The organism is Pseudomonas sp. FP2300 (assembly GCF_030687595.1).
Classification (GTDB): Bacteria; Pseudomonadota; Gammaproteobacteria; order Pseudomonadales; family Pseudomonadaceae; genus Aquipseudomonas; species Aquipseudomonas bijieensis.
The window spans coordinates 59,915-78,584 of sequence record NZ_CP117440.1; the positions used below are offsets into that span (position 1 = coordinate 59,915).

Genomic DNA, 18,670 nt, shown 5'->3' on the forward strand with positions numbered 1-18,670 from the left:
GCCCTTGCCACAAATGTGGGCCGCCACGAATCATTCTTCGTTCGGTCGGGCCCTGCGGCGCACTTGCCACACCACCAACCCCAGCAACAGCAACCCCAGCACACCGCCCAGCCCCCACACGAGCTCATCGTCACTGAGCAACGGCTTCTCGATACGCAGGTAACCCGGGTCCTTGAGCAGTTCACGCAGGGCCACGTTGGCCTGTTCCAGGCTCACCCCCTGCAAGCGCACGGCCGGGTTGGCGAAGCGACCGTCTTCATAATCACCCAGGGCGCCCCAATAATAATCGGCCAGGGCGCTGTTACCTTGAACCGCCCAGGTCTGATGCGCGATGGCCGCGCGTTTGATGCGCATGAAACTGTCGGGATCGAGGCCATCCTTGAGCAGCGTATTGCGCAGCTCCTCGAGCGCCTGTTCCGCTTGGGGTAGATCCTCGCGGGCCAGGTCCGCATTCAGGCTGAAGAAGCCGACGCCGCCGAACACCTCGCGCTCGGTCCACGGCCCGTAGGACAGGCCGCGGGCCAGGCGCAGTTGGCGATAGAGCGCCCAGTCCAGGTAATCCTTGAGCAGGTCGAAGGTTTCGTCATGCTGCTCGTCCAGCACCGGCTCCGGGAACAGCCAATGCAGCTTGGCGCTGTTGCCCACCAGGCCACGGATCAGGTTGCGTTTGGTGACCGCTTTGTAGCGGATCTGCGGCAGTGCCTCGTGCACGCTGGGCTCCACTGGCTCGAATTCGCCAAAGGCGCGTTCCAGGTAGGCCGGCAGCAGTCGGTCGAGATCGCCGACCACGATCAGCGTCATGTTGTTCGGCGCATACCAGTCCTTGCGCACCTGCTTGAGCCGGGCAAGGGTGAGGTGTTCGACCTCGGCCCGTTCCGCGCAGCGCAGGCCCAACTCGACTGCGAGCTGATTGCTGGCCTTGTGGCCCAGGTCCTGATGATCGAGCCAGCGTTGCAGATGGGTGTAGTGGCCGCCGTCTTCGCGTTCCACCACCCGCTTGGCCGCCTCCAGGGCTTTTTCATCGAGGCGGGTGCGGGTCAGCAACGCCAGCAGCAGGTCCAGGACTTTGCGTTGATTGCGCGCCGGCGCTTCGATGACAAACGTGGTGTCGGCGTTGCTGGTGAAGGCGTTCCACTCGCCACCCAAGGCCTGCATGCGCTCCTCCAGGCCGCCTTCGCCACTCTCGTCGACGCCGCTGAACAGCAGGTGCTCGAGCAGATGGGGCAGTTCCTTGTCGGCGCAACTGAAGTCGTCCAGGCCCACGCCGACCACCAGGCGGATCGCCACATGCCCGCGCTCGGTGCCGGGCTTGAGCATCAGCTGCATGCCGTTGGGCAACGTATAACCTTCGACCTGGAACCGGTCCAGGGCAACCACGGGCAATGAGCCGAGCAAAAGAAAGGCGAGCAACAGACAACGCATAAGGGCTTCCTGGCGGCTGAGTGGAGATCCATGGTGCCGGGCAGGCCATTATCGGCGGATCGTCGCCCGGGGTCGGCTCGCTCCTCCTATCGAATCTATGGGGTTTTCATGACAGCGGGAGCAGGCGGGCCGGTGAACGGTTTCAGGCCCGAGCCATTGTTACTGACTGACCAACGCGCCAGTCGTTCACGGCGAATGGGTAATGTCGCTAATTTCATCCGCCGCCAGCGCGCCGATCTCGGACGTCTCCAGCACCACATAGGCGCTGCCGCAAAACAGCGAATTGAGGCGTCTCATGTCGGCGATCAGCTCCAGGTGCAGGGAACTGGTCTCCAGGCTTTGCACGACCTTGCGCTGCAGGCGGCTGACATGGGCATGGGCCATTCGCCGTTCCTGCGCCCGAAAGCGCCGTTTCTCACGCAGCAACTGGCGGGCGCTTTCCCGATCGGCACTGAGGAACACCGACAGGCCCAGCCGCAGGTTGGCGATCAAGTGGCTGTGCAGCCCGGCCAGCTCCTCCAGGCCTACCTCGGAAAACGAGCGCCGTTGCGAGGTCTTCTGCTGCTGGACCTTGCGCAACATGCGCTCGATGAGATCGCTGGCCAGCTTGAGGTTGATCGCCAGCTCGATGATTTCCGCCCAGCGACGGCTGTCCTGTTCACTGAGGTCCTCGCGGGGCATTTGCGCCATGTACAACTTGATGGCGCTGCACAACGCCTCAATGTCGTCACTCATGCGCCGGACTTCCTGGGTGACCGCGGTCTGCTCGCCGCGCAGCACGTCGAGCATGGCTTCGAGCATGTTTTCAATCAGGTCGCCGATGCGCAGGGTTTCCCGGGCGGCGTTCGCCAGCGCCAGGCTTGGCGTGGCGAGGGCCGCGAGGTCCAGATGCCGGGGCGTGGCCGTGCCGTTGGTGTTCGGACGTTCCGGCAGCAACCATGTGCAGAGCCTGGCCATCGGCGCGACGCTGGGCAGCAGCACCAGGCAGCGCACGGCGTTATAGAGCAGATGGAAACCGATGACCGTTTCCTGCGGGCTGAAATCCAGGCTATCCAGCCAGCCCACCAGCGGATCGAGCACTGGAATGATCAGCAACAGCCCGATCAGCTTGTACAACAGGCTGCCCAGCGCCACCTGGCGCCCGGCGGTGTTCTGCATGCTGGTACTGAGGAATGCCAGGACGCCGCTGCCGATGTTGGCGCCGATCACCAGGCCGATGGCCACTGGCAGGCTGATCACCGCGGCGCCGGCCAATGTCGCGGTCAACAGCACGGCGGCCAGGCTGGAATAGGAGATCATCGCGAACAGCGCACCGACCAAGGCATCGAGCAGGATGTCGCCGGTCAGCGAGGCGAAGATCACTTTCACGCCCTGGGCATGGGTGATGGGAGCGGCGGCTTCGACGATCAATTGCAGGGCCAGGATGATCAGGCCCAGGCCGATGCCGACCCGGCCCATTTGCCCGACGCGGGTCTGTTTGCGCGACAGGAAAAATATCACCCCGAGGAAAATCAGCAGCGGCGACAGCCACGACAGGTCGAGGGTCAGCACCCGTGCCATCAGCGCGGTGCCGACATCGGCGCCCAGCATCGTCGCCAGGGCCGGGGTCAGCGCCATCAGGCCCTGGCCAACGAACGAGGTGACGAGCATGGCCGTGGCGTTGCTGCTCTGGACCATGGCCGTGACCATGATGCCGGCGACAAACGCCAGCCAGCGCCTGGACATGTTCTGGCCGATGACATGGCGCAGGTTCGAGCCATAGACCCGCAAGATGCCGGTACGCACGATATGCGTGCCCCAGATCAGCAGGGCCACGGCGGAGAGCAAATTCAGCAGGGTCAGCATGAGGAGCCCCCTGTTAGCGTCCCAAAGGGACAAATTGACGATGCCACATTCTTCTTTCTTGTACTTAAGCTGTAGTTGCCGAACGGTTCGAGCGCCAGCATTGCACAGCTAAAGATGGCTTTGAAACAAAACTGTCATAAAAAACCATTCACCAAAGACACCACGAAACCCTGTGGGAGCGAGCCTGCTCGCGATAGCGGTCTGTTAGCCAATGAAGATATTGAATGTTGCGGCCTCATCGCGAGCAGGCTCGCTCCCACAGGTTTTGCATCCGGTTACCTTCCGGCAGGCATGAAAAAGGGGCTCGAAAGCCCCTTCATTCATTGCCCCGCAACCCTTACTGGCCCGGAACATCCTTACGCAGTTTCACCGGATCCTGCTGCTTGCGCTTGCGGGCAATCGCCGTGCGCATCTTGATGTTGATCGCTTCCACCGCCAGGGAGAAGGCCATGGCGAAGTAGACGTAGCCTTTTGGTACGTGCACGTCGAACGATTCGGCGATCAGCACGGTACCGACCACCAGCAGGAACGACAGCGCCAGCATTTTCAGCGACGGGTGCTTGTCGATGAACTCACTGATGGTGGCCGAGGCCAGCATCATCACCAGCACGGCAACGATGATCGCCGCCACCATCACCGGTACGTGGGAGACCATGCCGACGGCGGTAATGACCGAGTCCAGGGAGAACACGATGTCGATGATCGCGATCTGGATGATGGTGTAGATGAAATTGCCGCCCTTGCCCGCAGGCTCGTCGTTGGTTTCATCTTCGCCTTCCAGCGCGTGGTACATCTCCTGGGAGCTTTTCCACAGCAGGAACAGGCCACCGAAGAACAGGATCAGGTCACGACCGGAGATACCCTGGCCGAACACTTCGAACAAGTCGGCGGTCAGGCGCATGACCCAGGTGATGGACAGCAGCAACAGGATCCGCGTGACCATGGCCAGCGCCAGGCCGAAGATCCGGGTGCGCGCCTGCATGTGCTTGGGCATGCGGCTGACCAGGATCGAGATCATGATGATGTTGTCGATACCCAGGACAATTTCCAGGGCGGTCAGGGTAAAGAAGGCAACCCAGATTTCCGGGTTGGTCAGCCATTCCATGTGAGTTCCTTTGAGCGAGTGTTAAACCACGACGCCAGCGATGAGCTGGCGGCGTAGTCGTTTGATGCCGTTACAGTTACAGAGTGCTGAACAGCGGGAAAGTCCCCAGCAGCAATGCCGCAACCAGTATGCACAGGCAGACCAGTACTGCCCACTTCAGGGTGAAACGTTGGTGATCGCCGAACTCGATCCCGGCCAGCGCTACCAGCAGGTAGGTCGATGGCACCAGCGGGCTCAGCAGATGGACCGGTTGGCCGACGATCGAGGCCCGGGCCATTTCCACCGCGGTGATGCCGTAGTGGCTGGCCGCTTCGGAGAGCACTGGCAACACACCATAGTAAAACGCGTCGTTCGACATGAAGAACGTGAATGGCATGCTTACCAGCGCCGTGATCACCGCCAGGTACGGGCCGAGGAAATCAGGGATCACCGCCAGCAGGCTTTTCGACATGGCATCGACCATGCCGGTGCCGGACAGGATACCAGTGAAAATACCTGCTGCGAAAATCAGACTGACCACCGACAACACGCTGCCGGCATGAGCCGCGACGCGATCCTTCTGCTGTTGCAGGCAAGGGTAGTTGACGATCATCGCGATACTGAACGCCACCATGAACAGCACGGGGAGCGGCAGGAGGCCGGCGATCAGGGTGCACATCAACGCCAGGGTCAACAGGCCGTTGAACCAGATCAGCTTCGGACGGCGAGCATCCGGGAACTGCGAAACGCTGATTTCGCTGTGATCGATCTCGTCGCCGACCAGGTGCAATTCACCCAGGCGCGCCCGTTCACGCTTGCCGTAGAAGTAGGCAATCACCAGGATCGCCACCACGCCGGCGGCCATCGCAGGAATCATCGGCACGAAGATGTCGGACGGGTCCACGTGCAGCGCACTGGCCGCGCGGGCCGTCGGACCGCCCCACGGGGTCATGTTCATCACGCCACCGGCGAGGATGATCAGGCCAGCCATGATGCGCGGGCTCATGCCGATGCGGCTGTAGAGCGGCAGCATCGCGGCGACGCAGATCATGTAAGTGGTCGCGCCGTCACCATCGAGGGAAACGACGAGCGCCAGGACGGCGGTACCGACCGAAACTTTCAACGGGTCGCCCTTGACCAGCTTGAGGATCTTGCGCACGGCCGGGTCGAACAGGCCGGAGTCGATCATCAGGGCAAAATACAGAATCGCGAACATCAGCATCACCCCGGTCGGGGCGAGCTTGGTGATGCCTTCGAGCATCATCGGGCCGATCTTCGGTGCAAAACCACCGAACAGGGCGAACAGGATCGGGATGATGATCAAGGCGATCAGCGCGGACAGGCGCTTGGTCATGATCAGGAACATGAACGTGATGACCATGGCGAAGCCAAGGAAAGTCAGCATAGGAAATACTCCAGGCGTGGCGCGGCGGGCAAAGGCGAACCGGATGGGTCAGCGCAGGATGCAGGGCTCGGGACGGACGGATGGAGTGGGTGCAGCGGGACGGGTAGCAGCGGACATCAGAATCACCATTGTTGTTGTTAAAAGGGCCGAACGAGCCTTGAAAACTCGCTTTTGGCCGACCGGTCTGTTGCCGGAAGTGAGGTGATCCTAATCGCGCTAGCTTTCAGCAAGCTTTCGCCGCTGCAATGGCTGATGGTTGGCCAGGCGAGTCTTTGTGGCGAGGGAGCTTGCTCCCGCTCGGTCGCGCAGCGGCCGCAAAATCCTGGGGGCCGCTTCGCAGCCCGGCGGGAGCAAGCTCCCTCGCCACAGAAGCAATCAGGTCTTTGCTTTAAAGGCCGAAAGATCCAATGGCCGCACCGCGCCCATCCAGATCGCGTGCTCGGTGTGGTCCATCAAGTCATCGCCTGTATCCGGGTGCATGAAAATCACCAACCCCTTGCGATTGAGAGCCAGCCACGGCAGGACCACGCCGATGTACTGCGGATCGAACGCCAGCTGACAGCTCCAGTCCGGGTGCGGGCCGACCGGGCGTTGGTGGACGCGGCCCATTTTCAGCGGGAACAGTTGCGCCGCTTCCTCGCACAGGGCCCGGGCCTGGTCGAGGGTATTGGCGTCGAAATACACGTGGGCGTGGTAGCCCTTGATCCGCTGCATCTGTCACTCCTTGAAAAAGAGGCCGAACCCTCGCCGTTTTCCGCGGGTCAGAGGCCTTATACGCGGAAAAAAAGGAAAAACAGCCATGAAAAACGCCGAAACCCCGGTCATCAAAGTGGTGCTCTATGGTGCCATGAGTAGTCTCGGCAGTGCGTTGATGGCTGAAATGCTACGGCGCCAGCACGAAGTCATCGCCATTCTCGACGATCTCACCGCCCTGGCTCCACGCCCGGGCTTGCGGACCAAGACCGGTGATCTTTTCGACCCCGAGCGGGTCAAGCAGAGTGTGGCCGGCGCCAGTGCCGTGGTGTGTCTGTTGAATGCGCCAGGGTTGCCGATGAACAGCGAACAAGTGGAGCGCACATTGATTCCCGGCCCCGTAGAGCAAGTATTGGCTGTGGATTCACTGATCGCCGGCATGCAGGCGGTGAATATTCCACGGCTGTTCCTGGTGGGTGACTTCGCCGTGCTCGACGAAGAGCCGACGGATGACGATTTGCAGCGCCATGCCGCCGAAGAAGTGCTCGATGCGCTGAAGAACAGCACCTTGCAATGGACCTTGATCAATGCGCCTTACGCCGCGCCAGGCTTGGGCATCGAGCATTTCAGCCAAGTCAGTACGAGCCTGGAGCCTGGAATGGCCGAATCCCTGGAGCGGCTCAACCGGGTGGCGGTCGGCATCGCCGATGAGCTGCATCTGAACCTGCATGTGGGCGAGCACGTCAGCTTTGTCGCGGCCGTGTAGGCGCGTTAAACGGCAATGGAAGGCAGCGGCAAGCCCGTCAGCGACTCGGCACTGTTGGCCTGTTCTTCCATCAGCCAATCCACGAATTGCCTGATCAATACGCCGCGCCGTTTACGCTGGGGCAAGACCACGTAATACCCCAGCCGCGACAGCACCGTTTCAGCGATCGGACGACACAGCAGCCCCTGTGCCAATAAGTTATCCACAAGGTGACGCCAGCCGATGGCCACGCCCTGGCCGCCAATCGCCGCCTGGATCAGCAATGTGTAGTTGTCGAAGCGCAACTGCCCTGGCGCCGGCGGCGAAGTGATGCCCAGCTCGCGAAATACGCCACTCCAGTCGAACCAGCTACTGCTGTTACCCGCGCGCAGGTGCAGCAACGGAAATTCCGCCAAGTCCTGGGCGGGCAAGGGCAGGGGGCGTTCCTTGAGTAGTAGCGGGCTGCACACGGGAAAGACTTCTTCGCTGAATAGCCAGCGACTTTCGCCTTGTTTGAAGCGACCATCGCCGAATAGCACGGCAACGTCGATATCGGTCCGGAGCATGTTGTGGTTGCGCTCGCTGGTCACCAGGCTGACGTCCACCTGCGGGTTGGCCGCGTGAAAGCGATGCAGGCGCGGCATCAGCCAATAGGCGGCGAACGCGAAGTCCGTGGCGACTTGCAGCACTTCGTGTTGATGTTGGGCGGTGATCGCGCTCAACCCGGCATCGATGCTCTGCAAGCCGGCCTGTACCTGCTCGAACAGGATCGTCCCGGCCTCGGTCAGTTCGATGCCGCGGTAGATGCGGTCGAACAGCCGCGTACCCAGTTGCTCTTCCAGGCGTTTGATCTGTTGGCTGATGGCCGGTTGCGTGGTGCCCAGCTCAATCGCCGCCGCCGTGAAGCTTTGCTGGCGCGCCGCGGCTTCAAAGGCGCGGAACAGTTCCAGAGACAGGTCACCCAGGGCGTCATACATAAGCTGTGCTTATCCTAGTCATTATCCTGTATGGGCTTTACCCCAAAACCCGGGGGCTACATGCTCAATCGCAGCAATGTCGCATAACTGCCTACTATGGAATGCCGCGAATACATGAAGCGCAAGAACATTCTTTTCATCATGGCCGATCAAATGGCCGCGCCAATGTTGCCGATCTACGGTCCTTCGCCGATCAAGCTGCCGAACCTGTCGCGTCTGGCCGCCGAGGGCGTGGTGTTCGATGCTGCCTATTGCAACAGCCCGCTGTGCGCCCCGTCGCGTTTTACCCTGGTGAGCGGCCAATTGCCGAGCAAGATCGGTGCGTACGACAACGCGGCGGATTTCCCGGCGGACGTGCCGACCTACGCCCATTACCTGCGGCGCCTTGGCTATCGCACGGCGCTGTCCGGCAAGATGCACTTTTGCGGGCCGGACCAGTTGCACGGCTACGAAGAGCGCTTGACCAGTGACATTTACCCGGCCGACTACGGCTGGGCGGTGAACTGGGACGAGCCGGATGTGCGGCCGAGTTGGTACCACAACATGTCGTCGGTGTTGCAGGCCGGGCCGTGCGTGCGCACCAACCAGCTGGATTTCGATGAAGAAGTGGTGTTCAAGGCCCAGCAGTACCTGTTCGACCACATCCGCGAGGACGGTGACCAGCCGTTTTGCCTCACCGTATCGATGACCCACCCACACGACCCGTACACGATTCCCAAGGCGTTCTGGGATTTGTATGACGACAACGACATCCCGTTGCCGCAGACCCCGGCGCAAACAGAACTCGATCCACATTCCCAGCGACTGCTGAAGGTCTATGACCTGTGGGACAAGCCACTGCCTGTGGATAAGATTCGTGATGCCCGTCGTGCCTACTTCGGCGCCTGCAGCTACATCGACAGCAACGTCGGCAAACTCCTGCAAACCCTGGAAGACACCGGTTTGCTGGACGACACCATCATCGTGTTCTCCGGCGATCATGGGGACATGCTCGGCGAAAAGGGCCTCTGGTACAAAATGCACTGGTTCGAAATGGCTGCCCGCGTACCGTTGCTGATCAGTGCGCCGGGGCAGTTCGCCAGCGGCCGGGTGAGCGCAGCCGTGTCCACCGCCGACTTGCTGCCGACCCTGGTGGAGCTGGCCGGCGGCACGCTGGAGCCGGGCTTGCCGCTGGATGGCCGCTCACTGGTGCCGCATCTGCAAGGGCAGGGCGGGCATGACGAAGTCTTCGGTGAATACATGGCCGAAGGCACCATCAGCCCATTGATGATGATCCGCCGCGGCCCGTGGAAATTCATCTACAGCGAAGATGACCCATGCCTGCTGTTCGACGTGCGCAAAGACCCGAAGGAACTGGAAAATCTCAGCCAATCCCCCGAGCATCAATCCGTGTTCGCCGATTTTCTCGCCGAGGCGCGCGCCAAATGGGACATTCCGACGATTCACCAACAGGTGCTCGCCAGCCAGCGACGCCGCCGTTTCGTCGCCCAGGCGCTGACCCTGGGCAAACTCAAGAGCTGGGACCACCAGCCGCTGGTGGACGCCAGCCAGCAGTACATGCGTAACCACATCGACCTCGACGATCTGGAGCGCAAGGCCCGTTATCCACAACCCTGCCAAAACCAATAACGTAAGGGGCAAACACATGCAAAAGTTATCCACAGTACTGACCGCCGGGCTGTTGGCGTTGAGCAGTGCTTCGGCGTGGGCCGAGCAAAGCTGCGAAACCGTGAAGATGGCCGACCCGGGCTGGAGCGACATCGCCGCGACCAATGCGATCACCGGTTTCCTGCTGGACGGGATGGGCTACAAGGCCAAGGTCGACACCCTTGCGGTGCCCATCACCTTCGGTGGCCTCAAGGACGGCCAGGTGGATGTGTTCCTGGGTAACTGGATGCCGGCGCAGCAGGGCTTCTACGACAAGTTCGTGGCCAATGGCGATGTCACGCAATTGGCCAAGAACCTGGACGGTACGGAATTCACCCTGGCGGTACCGGACTATGTCTGGGACGCGGGTGTGCATAACTTTGCCGATTTGAATAAATTTGCCGACAAGTTCGAGAAGAAGATCTACGGCATCGGTTCCGGCGCCCCGGCCAACCTTTCCCTGAAAGAAATCATCAAGACCAATGACTTCGGCATGGGCGAATGGAAACTGGTGGAATCCAGCGAACAGGCGATGCTGGCGGAAGTTTCCCGGGCCGTGAAGAAACAGAAGTTCGTGACCTTCCTCGGCTGGACCCCGCACCCGATGAACGTGCAACTGAAAATGCACTACCTCAAGGGTGGCGAGAAGTACTTCGGCGACACCGGTAGCGTCTATACCTTGACCCGCAAGGGTTATGCACAGGCCTGTCCGAACGTTGGCAAGCTGTTGACCAACCTGAGCTTCACCCAGGAAATGGAAAACAACATCATGTCCGAGGTGGTGAACAACAAAGTCAGCAACGCCGATGCGGCCAAGGCCTGGATCAAGGCGAATCCGGCGGTGCTGGATAAGTGGCTGGACGGCGTGAAGACGGTGGACGGCAAGGATGCGTTGGCGGCGGTGAAGGCCAAGCTCTAGGCATAATCGCGAGCCGCTTTTGTGGCGAGGGAGCTTGCTCCCGCTGAACTGCGCAGCGGTCCCAATTTTTGCGGCCGCTGCGCGACCGAGCGGGAGCAAGCTCCCTCGCCACATTGGTTCACCTGATACTCTTGCGCCAAACCCCATCCTTGAGGCCCCATGGCAATCCCCACGCGCCGTTCACTCTTGCCTTTCCTGAACTGGCTGCCCCGGCAGACCCGTGCCAGTGTCGGCCGTGACCTGATCGTTGGCCTCAGCGGCGCGATTCTCGCGTTGCCGCAATCCATCGCCTACGCCCTGATTGCCGGTTTGCCACCTGAATACGGCTTGTACGCGGCGATTGTCCCGGTGTTGATCGCTTGTTTGTGGGGCTCGTCCTGGCATCTGATCTGCGGTCCTACGGCGGCGATTTCCATCGTCCTGTATGCCAGCGTCAGCCCTCTGGCCGTGCCCGCCACTGATGACTACGTGACCTTGATCCTGTTACTGACAGTGTTGGCCGGTATTTTCCAATGGCTGCTGGGGCTGTTGCGGTTCGGCGCGCTGGTGAATTTCGTCTCCCACTCGGTGGTGCTGGGGTTCACCCTGGGGGCGGCGGTGGTCATTGCGCTGGGGCAGTTGCCGAACCTGCTGGGTCTCGACCTGCCGAACGAAGCCACGGCGTTGAAAGGCCTGCTGATGTTGCTCAGCCACATCGAGGCTGTGGATAAGCCGTCGTTGCTGCTGGGAATCGGCACTTTGGTGCTGGGCGTGGTGCTCAAGCGTTTGCTGCCACGTTGGCCGAGCCTGTTGATAACCTTGGTCATCAGCAGCCTGGTGGTCTGGCTGTGGCCGGCGATGTTCGGGCATGTGGCGCTGGTCAGTGCCTTTGCCGGGCGCCTGCCACCGTTCACGCCGCTGCCGCTGGACCTGGAGTTGATCCTGCGCCTGCTGCCCGGTGCGGTCGCGGTGGGCATGCTCGGGTTGGTCACCAGTCTGTCCATCGCCCGCTCGTTGTCGGTGCGTTCCGGGCAGTTGCTTGATGCGAATCAGGAGGTGAGGGCGCAGGGGCTTTCCAACATCGTTGGCGGATTTTTCTCCGGGTCATTGTCAGCCGGTTCCTTTACCCGTTCGGGCCTCAGCTATGAAGCCGGGGCCTGCTCGCCGTTGGCCGGGGTGTTCTCGGCCTTGTGGGTGGCGTTGTTTGCGGTCGCCGGGGCGAATCTGATCGCGCACATCCCGATTCCAGCCATGGCCGGCAGCATTCTGTTGATCGCCTGGGGGCTGGTGGACCATCGCGGCCTCCGCGCGTTGTACCGGGTCAGCCGTGCCGAATTCGTGGTGATGAGCCTGACCTGCCTGGCCACGTTGCTGCTGGAGCTGCAAACCGCCATCTATGCCGGTGTGTTGGCCTCGCTGTTCTTTTACCTCAAGCGCACCTCGCAGCCGCGAGTGCAGCATTTTCGCGAAGGGGAAGCGGAGATCCTGCGGGTCGGCGGCTCGATCTTTTTCGGGGCCAGCCATTACCTGCAAGCGCGCCTGCAACGGTTGCAGGCGCAGCGGGTGATCATCGATGCCCAGCAGATCAACTTCATCGATTATTCCGGGGTGGAAATGCTCCACCAGGAAGCTCGGCGCCTGCTTAGCCAAGGGCGTAGCCTGACCTTGCGCATGGCCCGGCCCCAGGTGGTGGAGGAGTTGCTGAAGTTGGAGGGGGCGCAGAAGTGCCCGATTCACTTTGAGGATTGAAGAGGTTGCAGAGAGCTTAAGGCTCATAGCCTTGTGGGCTCACACACCTGTGGCGAGGGGATTTATCCCCGTTGGACTGCGAAGCAGTTCCAAAAAACGGGGCCGCTTCGCGCCCCAGCGGGGATAAATCCCCTCGCCACAATAGCCTAAAGCCTAGAGCGCCAACTGGCGGCGTAGTTCGGCCAGCACCGGCGCGGTATCAGGGCGTACGCCACGCCACAGGTAGAAGGCTTCGCCGGCCTGCTCGGCCAACATTCCCAGGCCATCCATCGCCACCGCCGCACCGTGTTCGCTGGCCCAACGGCAGAATGAGGTCGGTTCCTTGCCATACATCATGTCGTAGCAAACCGTCTTGCCGGGCTCGATCAAGCTAGTGGCAATCGGCGGCACGTCCCCCGACAGGCTTGCGGAGGTGGCATTGATGATCAGGTCCACCGGTTCTTGCAGCCAGTCGAACCCGCTGGCGGAAACCGGGCCCAGGTCGGCGAACGACTTGGCCAGCAATTCGGCCTTTTCCACCGTGCGATTGGCGATGATCACCGAGGCCGGCGCTTCGGCCAGCAGGGGTTCCAGGGCGCCACGCACCGCACCACCGGCGCCCAGCAACAGGATGCGCTTGCCCTTGAGGCTGAAGCCGGCGTTGACGGTCAGGTCCCGGACCAGCCCGGCGCCGTCGGTGTTGTCCCCCAGCAGGCGGCCGTCAGCCAGTTTGCTCAACGTATTGACCGCCCCGGCCCGCTGGGCGCGTTCGGTCAGGCTGTCGGCCAGGCGGAAGGCGTCCTCCTTGAACGGCACCGTGACATTTGCCCCACGACCTTCGCGGAAAAATTCCCGGGCGCAGCCGACGAAATCCTCCAGGGGCGCCAGCAGCGTGCTGTAGTCCAGGGTTTGTCCGGTCTGCTCGGCAAACAGGCGATGGATCAACGGCGACTTGCTGTGGCCGATCGGGTTACCCATTACAACGTAGCGGTCCATGGATAATCCTCGTTCAGGCCGTCGCCAGCCAATCGCGATCCTGCAGGAAATACTCGGTCAGCCGCGCTTCTTCGCTGCCCGGCTCGGCTTTCCAGTCATAGCCCCAGCGCACTTGCGGCGGCAGCGACATCAGGATCGATTCGGTACGCCCGCCCGATTGCAGCCCGAACAGGGTGCCGCGGTCGTAGACCAGGTTGAATTCCACGTAGCGTCCACGGCGAAACTCCTGGAACTCCCGCTGTTTGGCGGTGAACGCGTCGTGCTTGCGGCGGCGCACGATCGGCAGGTACGCCTCGATGTAGGCGTCGCCGATGGCGCGAATGAAGGCGAAGCAGGTGTCGAAACCCCACTCGTTCAGGTCATCGAAAAACAGGCCGCCAATGCCCCGGGGCTCGTTGCGATGCTTGAGGTGGAAGTAGCTGTCGCACCAGGCCTTGTAGCGCGGATACACCTCGGGGCCGAACGGCGCGCAGGCCTGCTCGGCGACACGGTGCCAATGGACGCAGTCTTCTTCCACGCCGTAGTACGGCGTCAGGTCGAAGCCGCCGCCAAACCACCAGACCGGCTCTTCGCCTTCCTTCTCGGCGATGAAGAACCGCACGTTGGCGTGGGAGGTCGGCACATGGGGGTTGTGCGGGTGGATCACCAGCGACACGCCCAGGGCTTCGAAGCCGCGCCCGGCCAGTTCCGGCCGATGGGCGCTGGCCGAGGGTGGCAGGCCACTGCCGAAGACGTGGGAAAAGTTGACGCCGCCCTTTTCGATCACCGTGCCGTTTTCGATCACGCGCGTGCGACCGCCACCACCGGCTGGCCGGGTCCAGGCATCTTCGACGAAGCGAGTGCCGCCGTCCTCGGTTTCCAGGGCGGTGCAGATACGGTCTTGCAAGTCGAGCAGGTAGGCTTTCACGGCCTCGGTGCGAGTGGACATGACATCACCTTGTTCAGGGCTACGCTACGCGGCGTATAGCGGGCCGGTGGCAAATGGGCGCACAGGATACCACCGCACTTGCCGACACCACAGTTGACGACGGTCAAGCTTAGGAGTCCGATAGAAGGCTTGGTTAAAAGTCCCGCGACAAGGAGAAAGTGAAGATGGCCAAACGTATCCAGTTCAGTTCCCACGGCGGTCCCGAAGTGCTCGAGTACGTCGGCTACCAGCCTGCCGAGCCGGGCCCGCAGCAGGTGCGCGTCAACAACAAGGCGATCGGCCTGAATTTCATCGACACCTACTACCGCAGCGGTCTTTATCCGCCGCCAGCGTTGCCGTCGGGCCTGGGTGCCGAGGGCGCGGGGGTGGTCGAGGCGGTCGGTTCAGATGTCACGCGGTTCAAGGTCGGCGACCGGGTGGCGTACGGCAGCGGCCCACTGGGGGCCTACAGCGAGGTGCATGTGTTGCCCGAGGCCAACCTGGTGCACCTGCCCGAATCCATCAGTTTCGAACAGGCCGCTGGCGTGATGCTCAAGGGCCTGACCGTGCAATACCTGTTGCGCCAGACCTATGAACTCCAGGGCGGCGAAACCATCCTGTTCCACGCCGCTGCCGGTGGCGTGGGTTCCTTGGCCTGCCAGTGGGCCAAGGCCCTGGGCGTGAAGCTGATCGGCACCGTCAGCTCGCCGGAAAAAGCCGCCATCGCCAAAGCCCATGGCGCCTGGGAAACCATTGACTACAGCAAGGAAAACGTCGCACAGCGGGTGCTGGAGCTGACTGACGGCAAGAAAGTGCCCGTGGTGTACGACGGAGTGGGCAAGGACACCTGGCTGACCTCCCTGGACAGCGTCGCCCCCCGTGGCCTGGTGGTCAGCTTCGGCAATGCCTCGGGTGCGGTGGACGGCGTGAACCTGGGGATTCTCGCGGCCAAGGGCTCGCTGTACGTTACCCGCCCGACCCTGGCGACTTACGCCAACAACGCCGAAAACCTGCAACGCATGGCCGATGAGCTGTTCGGGATGATCGCCAGCGGCAAGATCACGGTGGACATCAACCAGCGTTATCCACTGGCGGAAGCGGCCAAGGCTCATACCGAGTTGTCGGCACGGCGCACGACCGGGTCGACCATTCTCCTGCCCTGAAATTCGGTGATCCTGGATTGAAAAACCTGTGGGAGCGAGCCTGCTCGCGAAGGCGGTGGATCAGCCAACATCAATGCTGGCTGACCTGACGCCATCGCGAGCAGGCTCGCTCCCACACTCGGTCTGTGGTGTTCATAAATACTGTGTTCACCACAAAACCTTTGTGGGAGCGGGCTTGCTCGCGAAAGCGGTGGGTCAGCTTGCATCAATGTTGGATGTGCCGGCGCCTTCGCGAGCAAGCCCGCTCCCACATGGGATCTGTGTCGAAGAGGGGATGTGTGTTCGCGCCTAGTCCGGCCGCACCACTTTGCCGGTCGCCAGGTCACGAATCACGCTGGGGTTCTTGCGCCCGCCCAGGTTGCCGCCCAACACCAGGTCGATCTGCCCACGGAAATACTGCTCGACACGAATCCGCGTGCGCGCCGCCGGGCGCCCTTGCGGGTTGGCCGAGGTGGACACCAGCGGGCCCACCAGTGAGCACAAATCACGCACGGTAGGATGATCGCTGACCCGCAGCGCGACGGTGTCGTGCACCCCGGTGATCCATTCAGGCAACAGGTTCTGGTGCGGCACCAGCCAGGTATTGGGCCCGGGCCAGGTGCTGGCCATGCGGTCCATCCAGGTTTCGGGGAAGTCTTCGAACAGAAAGTCGAACTGGTGGATGTTGTCCGCCACCAGGATCAGCCCTTTGTCGGGCAGCCGCGACTTGATCGCCAGCAGGCGTTCCACCGCCTCCTCGTTCCACGGGTCGCAGCCCAGGCCCCATACCGCTTCGGTTGGATAGGCAATCACCGCCCCGGCGCGAATTTCTCGCGCGGCTTGTTGCACACGCCAACTGTTGACCATGAAAGATTCTCCCGCAACGCAAATAAGGCTGTGGGCAGTTTACCGATCTTCCTCATAAAACCTAGCGCGCGAACCAGCGTCCGTTGTCGCAGGTGGCGCGTCCTTCCATTTCCAGCTCGGTCAGCGCCGCCAGCACTTTGGGCAAACCCCAGCCGCTGGCGTCGGCCAGCGCTTCGCTGCTCAGCGGCGCGGCATGCAGCAGGCGTAGCAGCGGATGGGTCACGGGCACGGGTTCCGAGGCCGGCGGTAACTGTTGCCAACCGCGCAGCGCCTCAAGGATGTGTTCGACGGTTTCCACCAGTGCGGCACCGTCGCGGATCAACTGATGGCAGCCTCGGGCCCCGGGGTGATGGATCGATCCAGGGATGGCGTAGACCTCGCGACCCTGTTCCGCCGCCAGTCGGGCGGTGATCAGCGAACCGCTGGCGACACTGGCCTCGACCACCAGCACACCCAGGGACAAACCGCTGATGATCCGGTTGCGACGCGGAAAGTTGCTGGCATGGGGCGGCGCGTCCAACGGGAACTCCGACACTACCGCGCTGCCTTGGGCAATCATCGCGTCCGCCAGCCGACGATTGCGCTGTGGATAAAAATTTTCCAGGCCGGTGCCCAGCACCCCGACGGTGCGCCCGCCCACATCCAGCGCCGCCTGATGAGCCGCCGCATCGATGCCCAGGGCCAGGCCGCTGGTGATGACAAAACCGGCCCCGGCCAGGCTTCGGGAAAACGCCGCCGCAGTGTCCATGCCCGGCCGCGATGCCCGACGACTGCCGACCATCGCCAGCTGGGGTTTTTCCAGGATCGAGGTGTCGCCGGCGACGAACAGCAGCGGCGGCGCGTCGCTGATTTGCGCCAGCAGCGCCGGGTAGTCGGGTTGGTCCCACATCAGTAAATGCTGGCCCGCACGCTCTAGCCAGGCCAATGCATGGGCGGCGCCGTCACGCACATCCGAGCTGCGCCGGGCCTCGGCGCTGACCAGCGGCAAGCCCAATGCGCGCCAGGCGCTGGCCGGTGCACTGATGGCCTTGGACGCCGAGCCGAAGGCCTCCATCAGGGTCATGAACCGCTTGGGTCCCAGTTCCGGCAAGCGGTGAAGGCGTAGCCGGGCCTCCAGTTCCGCAGGGGAAACCGGAGCAGATTCAGGTAGTGACATGCGATCATCCTTGACCGTTATAAGCCCCGTACAAACGGGAACAAGCTGTGGATAACTCTGTTGGTAACTTGTGAGACCCGTTATGGATTACGGACCTTGTCGAGCACTGCCAACGAGCGCGAGGCGTACAGCACCAGGCCGTAGCTGAGCTTGTCGTAAGTGCGGAACACCATCAGCAGGCCGGCCCGCTCATCGGGGATTTTCACCGACTCGCCGGTGATGCGGTCGCGTACGGTTTCACCGGTCTTCATCACCGCCAGCACATTGCCTTCGGTCAGACCGTCACGGCGGCCTTTGTTCAGGGTGACCACGTCCAGCGCGCCGATCTGGGTCACGCCCCGGGGCACGTCCAGGATCAACCCGTTGATGTCCGATTTCGGCGCGCTGGGCATGAACGTCGAATTGATCGAGCGCTCTTCGCCGCTGAACAGGCGATCACCCAGGCGCACTTCCTGAGTGGTGCGTTGCAGGGCCAGGGTGGTGACGTCGCCTTCGGTAGCGACCACCTCGCCGCCGCCGATGTCGTCGGCGTTGATGCCCAAAAATTCCTTGGTCTCGGGGTCGGTGTAGACCTTGCCCTGGCGGAAGATGCCGTAGGCCGACTGGCCCGCATCGAACGAGCCACGGGCAAAGACCCGATCCCCCATGCCGCTGAGGACCCGCTCGGCGTTGCCGGCGACGATGTACGGCGCCTTGTTGAATTCCTCAGGCGTGTCGACGATGCGATTGCTCAGCAAAAAACTGTTGATGGCTTGCAACGGGATGCTCGGGATGGCATCGGCCACCGGCGAGCTGCGAATGCGCGGCGACAGCTTGATCGTGCCGCGCGAGGCGCCGCGATTGAGGGTCAGGCGCGGCTGGCCGTTGACGTAGACCAGCGACAGGGTATCGCCGGGATAGATCAGGTTGGGGTTTTCGATTTGCGGGTTGGCCTGCCAGAGCTCCGGCCATTTCCACGGCTCGCGCAGGTATTTGCCGGAAATGTCCCAGAGTGTGTCCCCCGTCACCACCGTGTATTGCTGGGGAAAACCTTCCCGAAGTTGCACTTGCCCGTGCGCGATACCGGCCGAGGCCAGGAGCAGCAGGGCGAGTAGTGATTTCCTCATGCGGTGAATCCCTTTATTATGTGCGTTCGCGTAAAACGCCAGAGCCCCCGTG

At 62.2% G+C, this 18,670-nt stretch carries 16 protein-coding genes; 5 read left to right on the forward strand and 11 right to left on the reverse strand.

The genetic code is table 11. The features are described from left to right. Window positions 1-30 precede the first annotated feature (30 nt). The 5 genes from PSH86_RS00280 to PSH86_RS00300 form a co-directional block, all read right to left on the reverse strand. Window positions 31-1,422, reverse strand: a complete 1,392-nt coding sequence (locus PSH86_RS00280) for a pitrilysin family protein (RefSeq protein ID WP_212801667.1) — start codon at window positions 1,420-1,422, stop codon at window positions 31-33. Between the two features lie 186 nt (window positions 1,423-1,608). Next, complete coding sequence (locus PSH86_RS00285) at window positions 1,609-3,267, reverse strand: Na/Pi cotransporter family protein (RefSeq protein ID WP_232201339.1); 1,659 nt, start codon at window positions 3,265-3,267, stop codon at window positions 1,609-1,611. A gap of 337 nt (window positions 3,268-3,604) precedes the next feature. After that, window positions 3,605-4,372, reverse strand: coding sequence for a TerC family protein (locus PSH86_RS00290; protein WP_109752878.1), 768 nt, complete (start codon window positions 4,370-4,372; stop codon window positions 3,605-3,607). Window positions 4,373-4,448: 76 nt separating this feature from the next. Further along, window positions 4,449-5,756 carry a CitMHS family transporter gene (locus PSH86_RS00295; protein ID WP_109752879.1) on the reverse strand — a complete coding sequence of 436 codons (1,308 nt, stop codon included), beginning with the start codon at window positions 5,754-5,756 and terminating at the stop codon, window positions 4,449-4,451. Between the two features lie 375 nt (window positions 5,757-6,131). After that, a complete protein-coding gene (locus tag PSH86_RS00300) occupies window positions 6,132-6,470 on the reverse strand; it encodes a DOPA 4,5-dioxygenase family protein (RefSeq protein WP_163855973.1) in 339 nt (112 codons plus the stop codon). Window positions 6,471-6,555: 85 nt separating this feature from the next. Between PSH86_RS00300 and PSH86_RS00305 the strand changes: the two genes are divergently transcribed. Next, entirely contained in the window at window positions 6,556-7,215 is a 660-nt protein-coding gene (locus tag PSH86_RS00305; protein WP_109752881.1) for an NAD(P)-dependent oxidoreductase, read from the forward strand. A gap of 5 nt (window positions 7,216-7,220) precedes the next feature. Here the strand turns inward: PSH86_RS00305 and PSH86_RS00310 are convergent, their stop codons facing one another. Continuing rightward, on the reverse strand, window positions 7,221-8,171 hold the full coding sequence (locus PSH86_RS00310; RefSeq protein WP_109752882.1) for a LysR family transcriptional regulator: 951 nt from the start codon (window positions 8,169-8,171) through the stop codon (window positions 7,221-7,223). A gap of 114 nt (window positions 8,172-8,285) precedes the next feature. On the opposite strand from PSH86_RS00310, the gene betC reads away from it, so the two are divergent. The 3 genes from betC to PSH86_RS00325 all read left to right on the forward strand — a co-directional run bounded on the left by betC (window position 8,286) and on the right by PSH86_RS00325 (window position 12,465). Continuing rightward, on the forward strand, window positions 8,286-9,800 hold the full coding sequence (gene betC / locus PSH86_RS00315; protein ID WP_305487039.1) for a choline-sulfatase: 1,515 nt from the start codon (window positions 8,286-8,288) through the stop codon (window positions 9,798-9,800). Window positions 9,801-9,816: 16 nt separating this feature from the next. After that, window positions 9,817-10,737, forward strand: coding sequence for a choline ABC transporter substrate-binding protein (choX, locus tag PSH86_RS00320; RefSeq protein WP_305487041.1), 921 nt, complete (start codon window positions 9,817-9,819; stop codon window positions 10,735-10,737). Window positions 10,738-10,896: 159 nt separating this feature from the next. Next, on the forward strand, window positions 10,897-12,465 hold the full coding sequence (locus PSH86_RS00325) for a SulP family inorganic anion transporter (RefSeq protein WP_305487043.1): 1,569 nt from the start codon (window positions 10,897-10,899) through the stop codon (window positions 12,463-12,465). 153 nt (window positions 12,466-12,618) lie between these two features. On the opposite strand, the gene aroE is transcribed toward PSH86_RS00325, so the two are convergent. After that, entirely contained in the window at window positions 12,619-13,440 is an 822-nt protein-coding gene (gene aroE, locus PSH86_RS00330; RefSeq protein WP_305487045.1) for a shikimate dehydrogenase, read from the reverse strand. 13 nt (window positions 13,441-13,453) lie between these two features. Continuing rightward, a complete protein-coding gene (gene hemF, locus PSH86_RS00335; RefSeq protein ID WP_109752887.1) occupies window positions 13,454-14,368 on the reverse strand; it encodes an oxygen-dependent coproporphyrinogen oxidase in 915 nt (304 codons plus the stop codon). 164 nt (window positions 14,369-14,532) lie between these two features. On the opposite strand from hemF, the gene PSH86_RS00340 reads away from it, so the two are divergent. Then, window positions 14,533-15,510: an NADPH:quinone reductase gene (locus tag PSH86_RS00340; protein ID WP_116833838.1), complete on the forward strand. Its 978-nt coding sequence runs from the start codon at window positions 14,533-14,535 to the stop codon at window positions 15,508-15,510. 288 nt (window positions 15,511-15,798) lie between these two features. Here the strand turns inward: PSH86_RS00340 and PSH86_RS00345 are convergent, their stop codons facing one another. The 3 genes from PSH86_RS00345 to PSH86_RS00355 form a co-directional block, all read right to left on the reverse strand. After that, on the reverse strand, window positions 15,799-16,356 hold the full coding sequence (locus PSH86_RS00345; protein WP_014335849.1) for an L-threonylcarbamoyladenylate synthase: 558 nt from the start codon (window positions 16,354-16,356) through the stop codon (window positions 15,799-15,801). Between the two features lie 61 nt (window positions 16,357-16,417). Then, window positions 16,418-17,512 (reverse strand): DNA-processing protein DprA, encoded by a 1,095-nt coding sequence (dprA, locus tag PSH86_RS00350; RefSeq protein ID WP_305487050.1) that lies wholly within the window; start codon window positions 17,510-17,512, stop codon window positions 16,418-16,420. An 80-nt stretch (window positions 17,513-17,592) separates the two neighbouring features. After that, window positions 17,593-18,618, reverse strand: coding sequence for a LysM peptidoglycan-binding domain-containing protein (locus tag PSH86_RS00355; RefSeq protein WP_109752891.1), 1,026 nt, complete (start codon window positions 18,616-18,618; stop codon window positions 17,593-17,595). Window positions 18,619-18,670 lie beyond the last annotated feature (52 nt).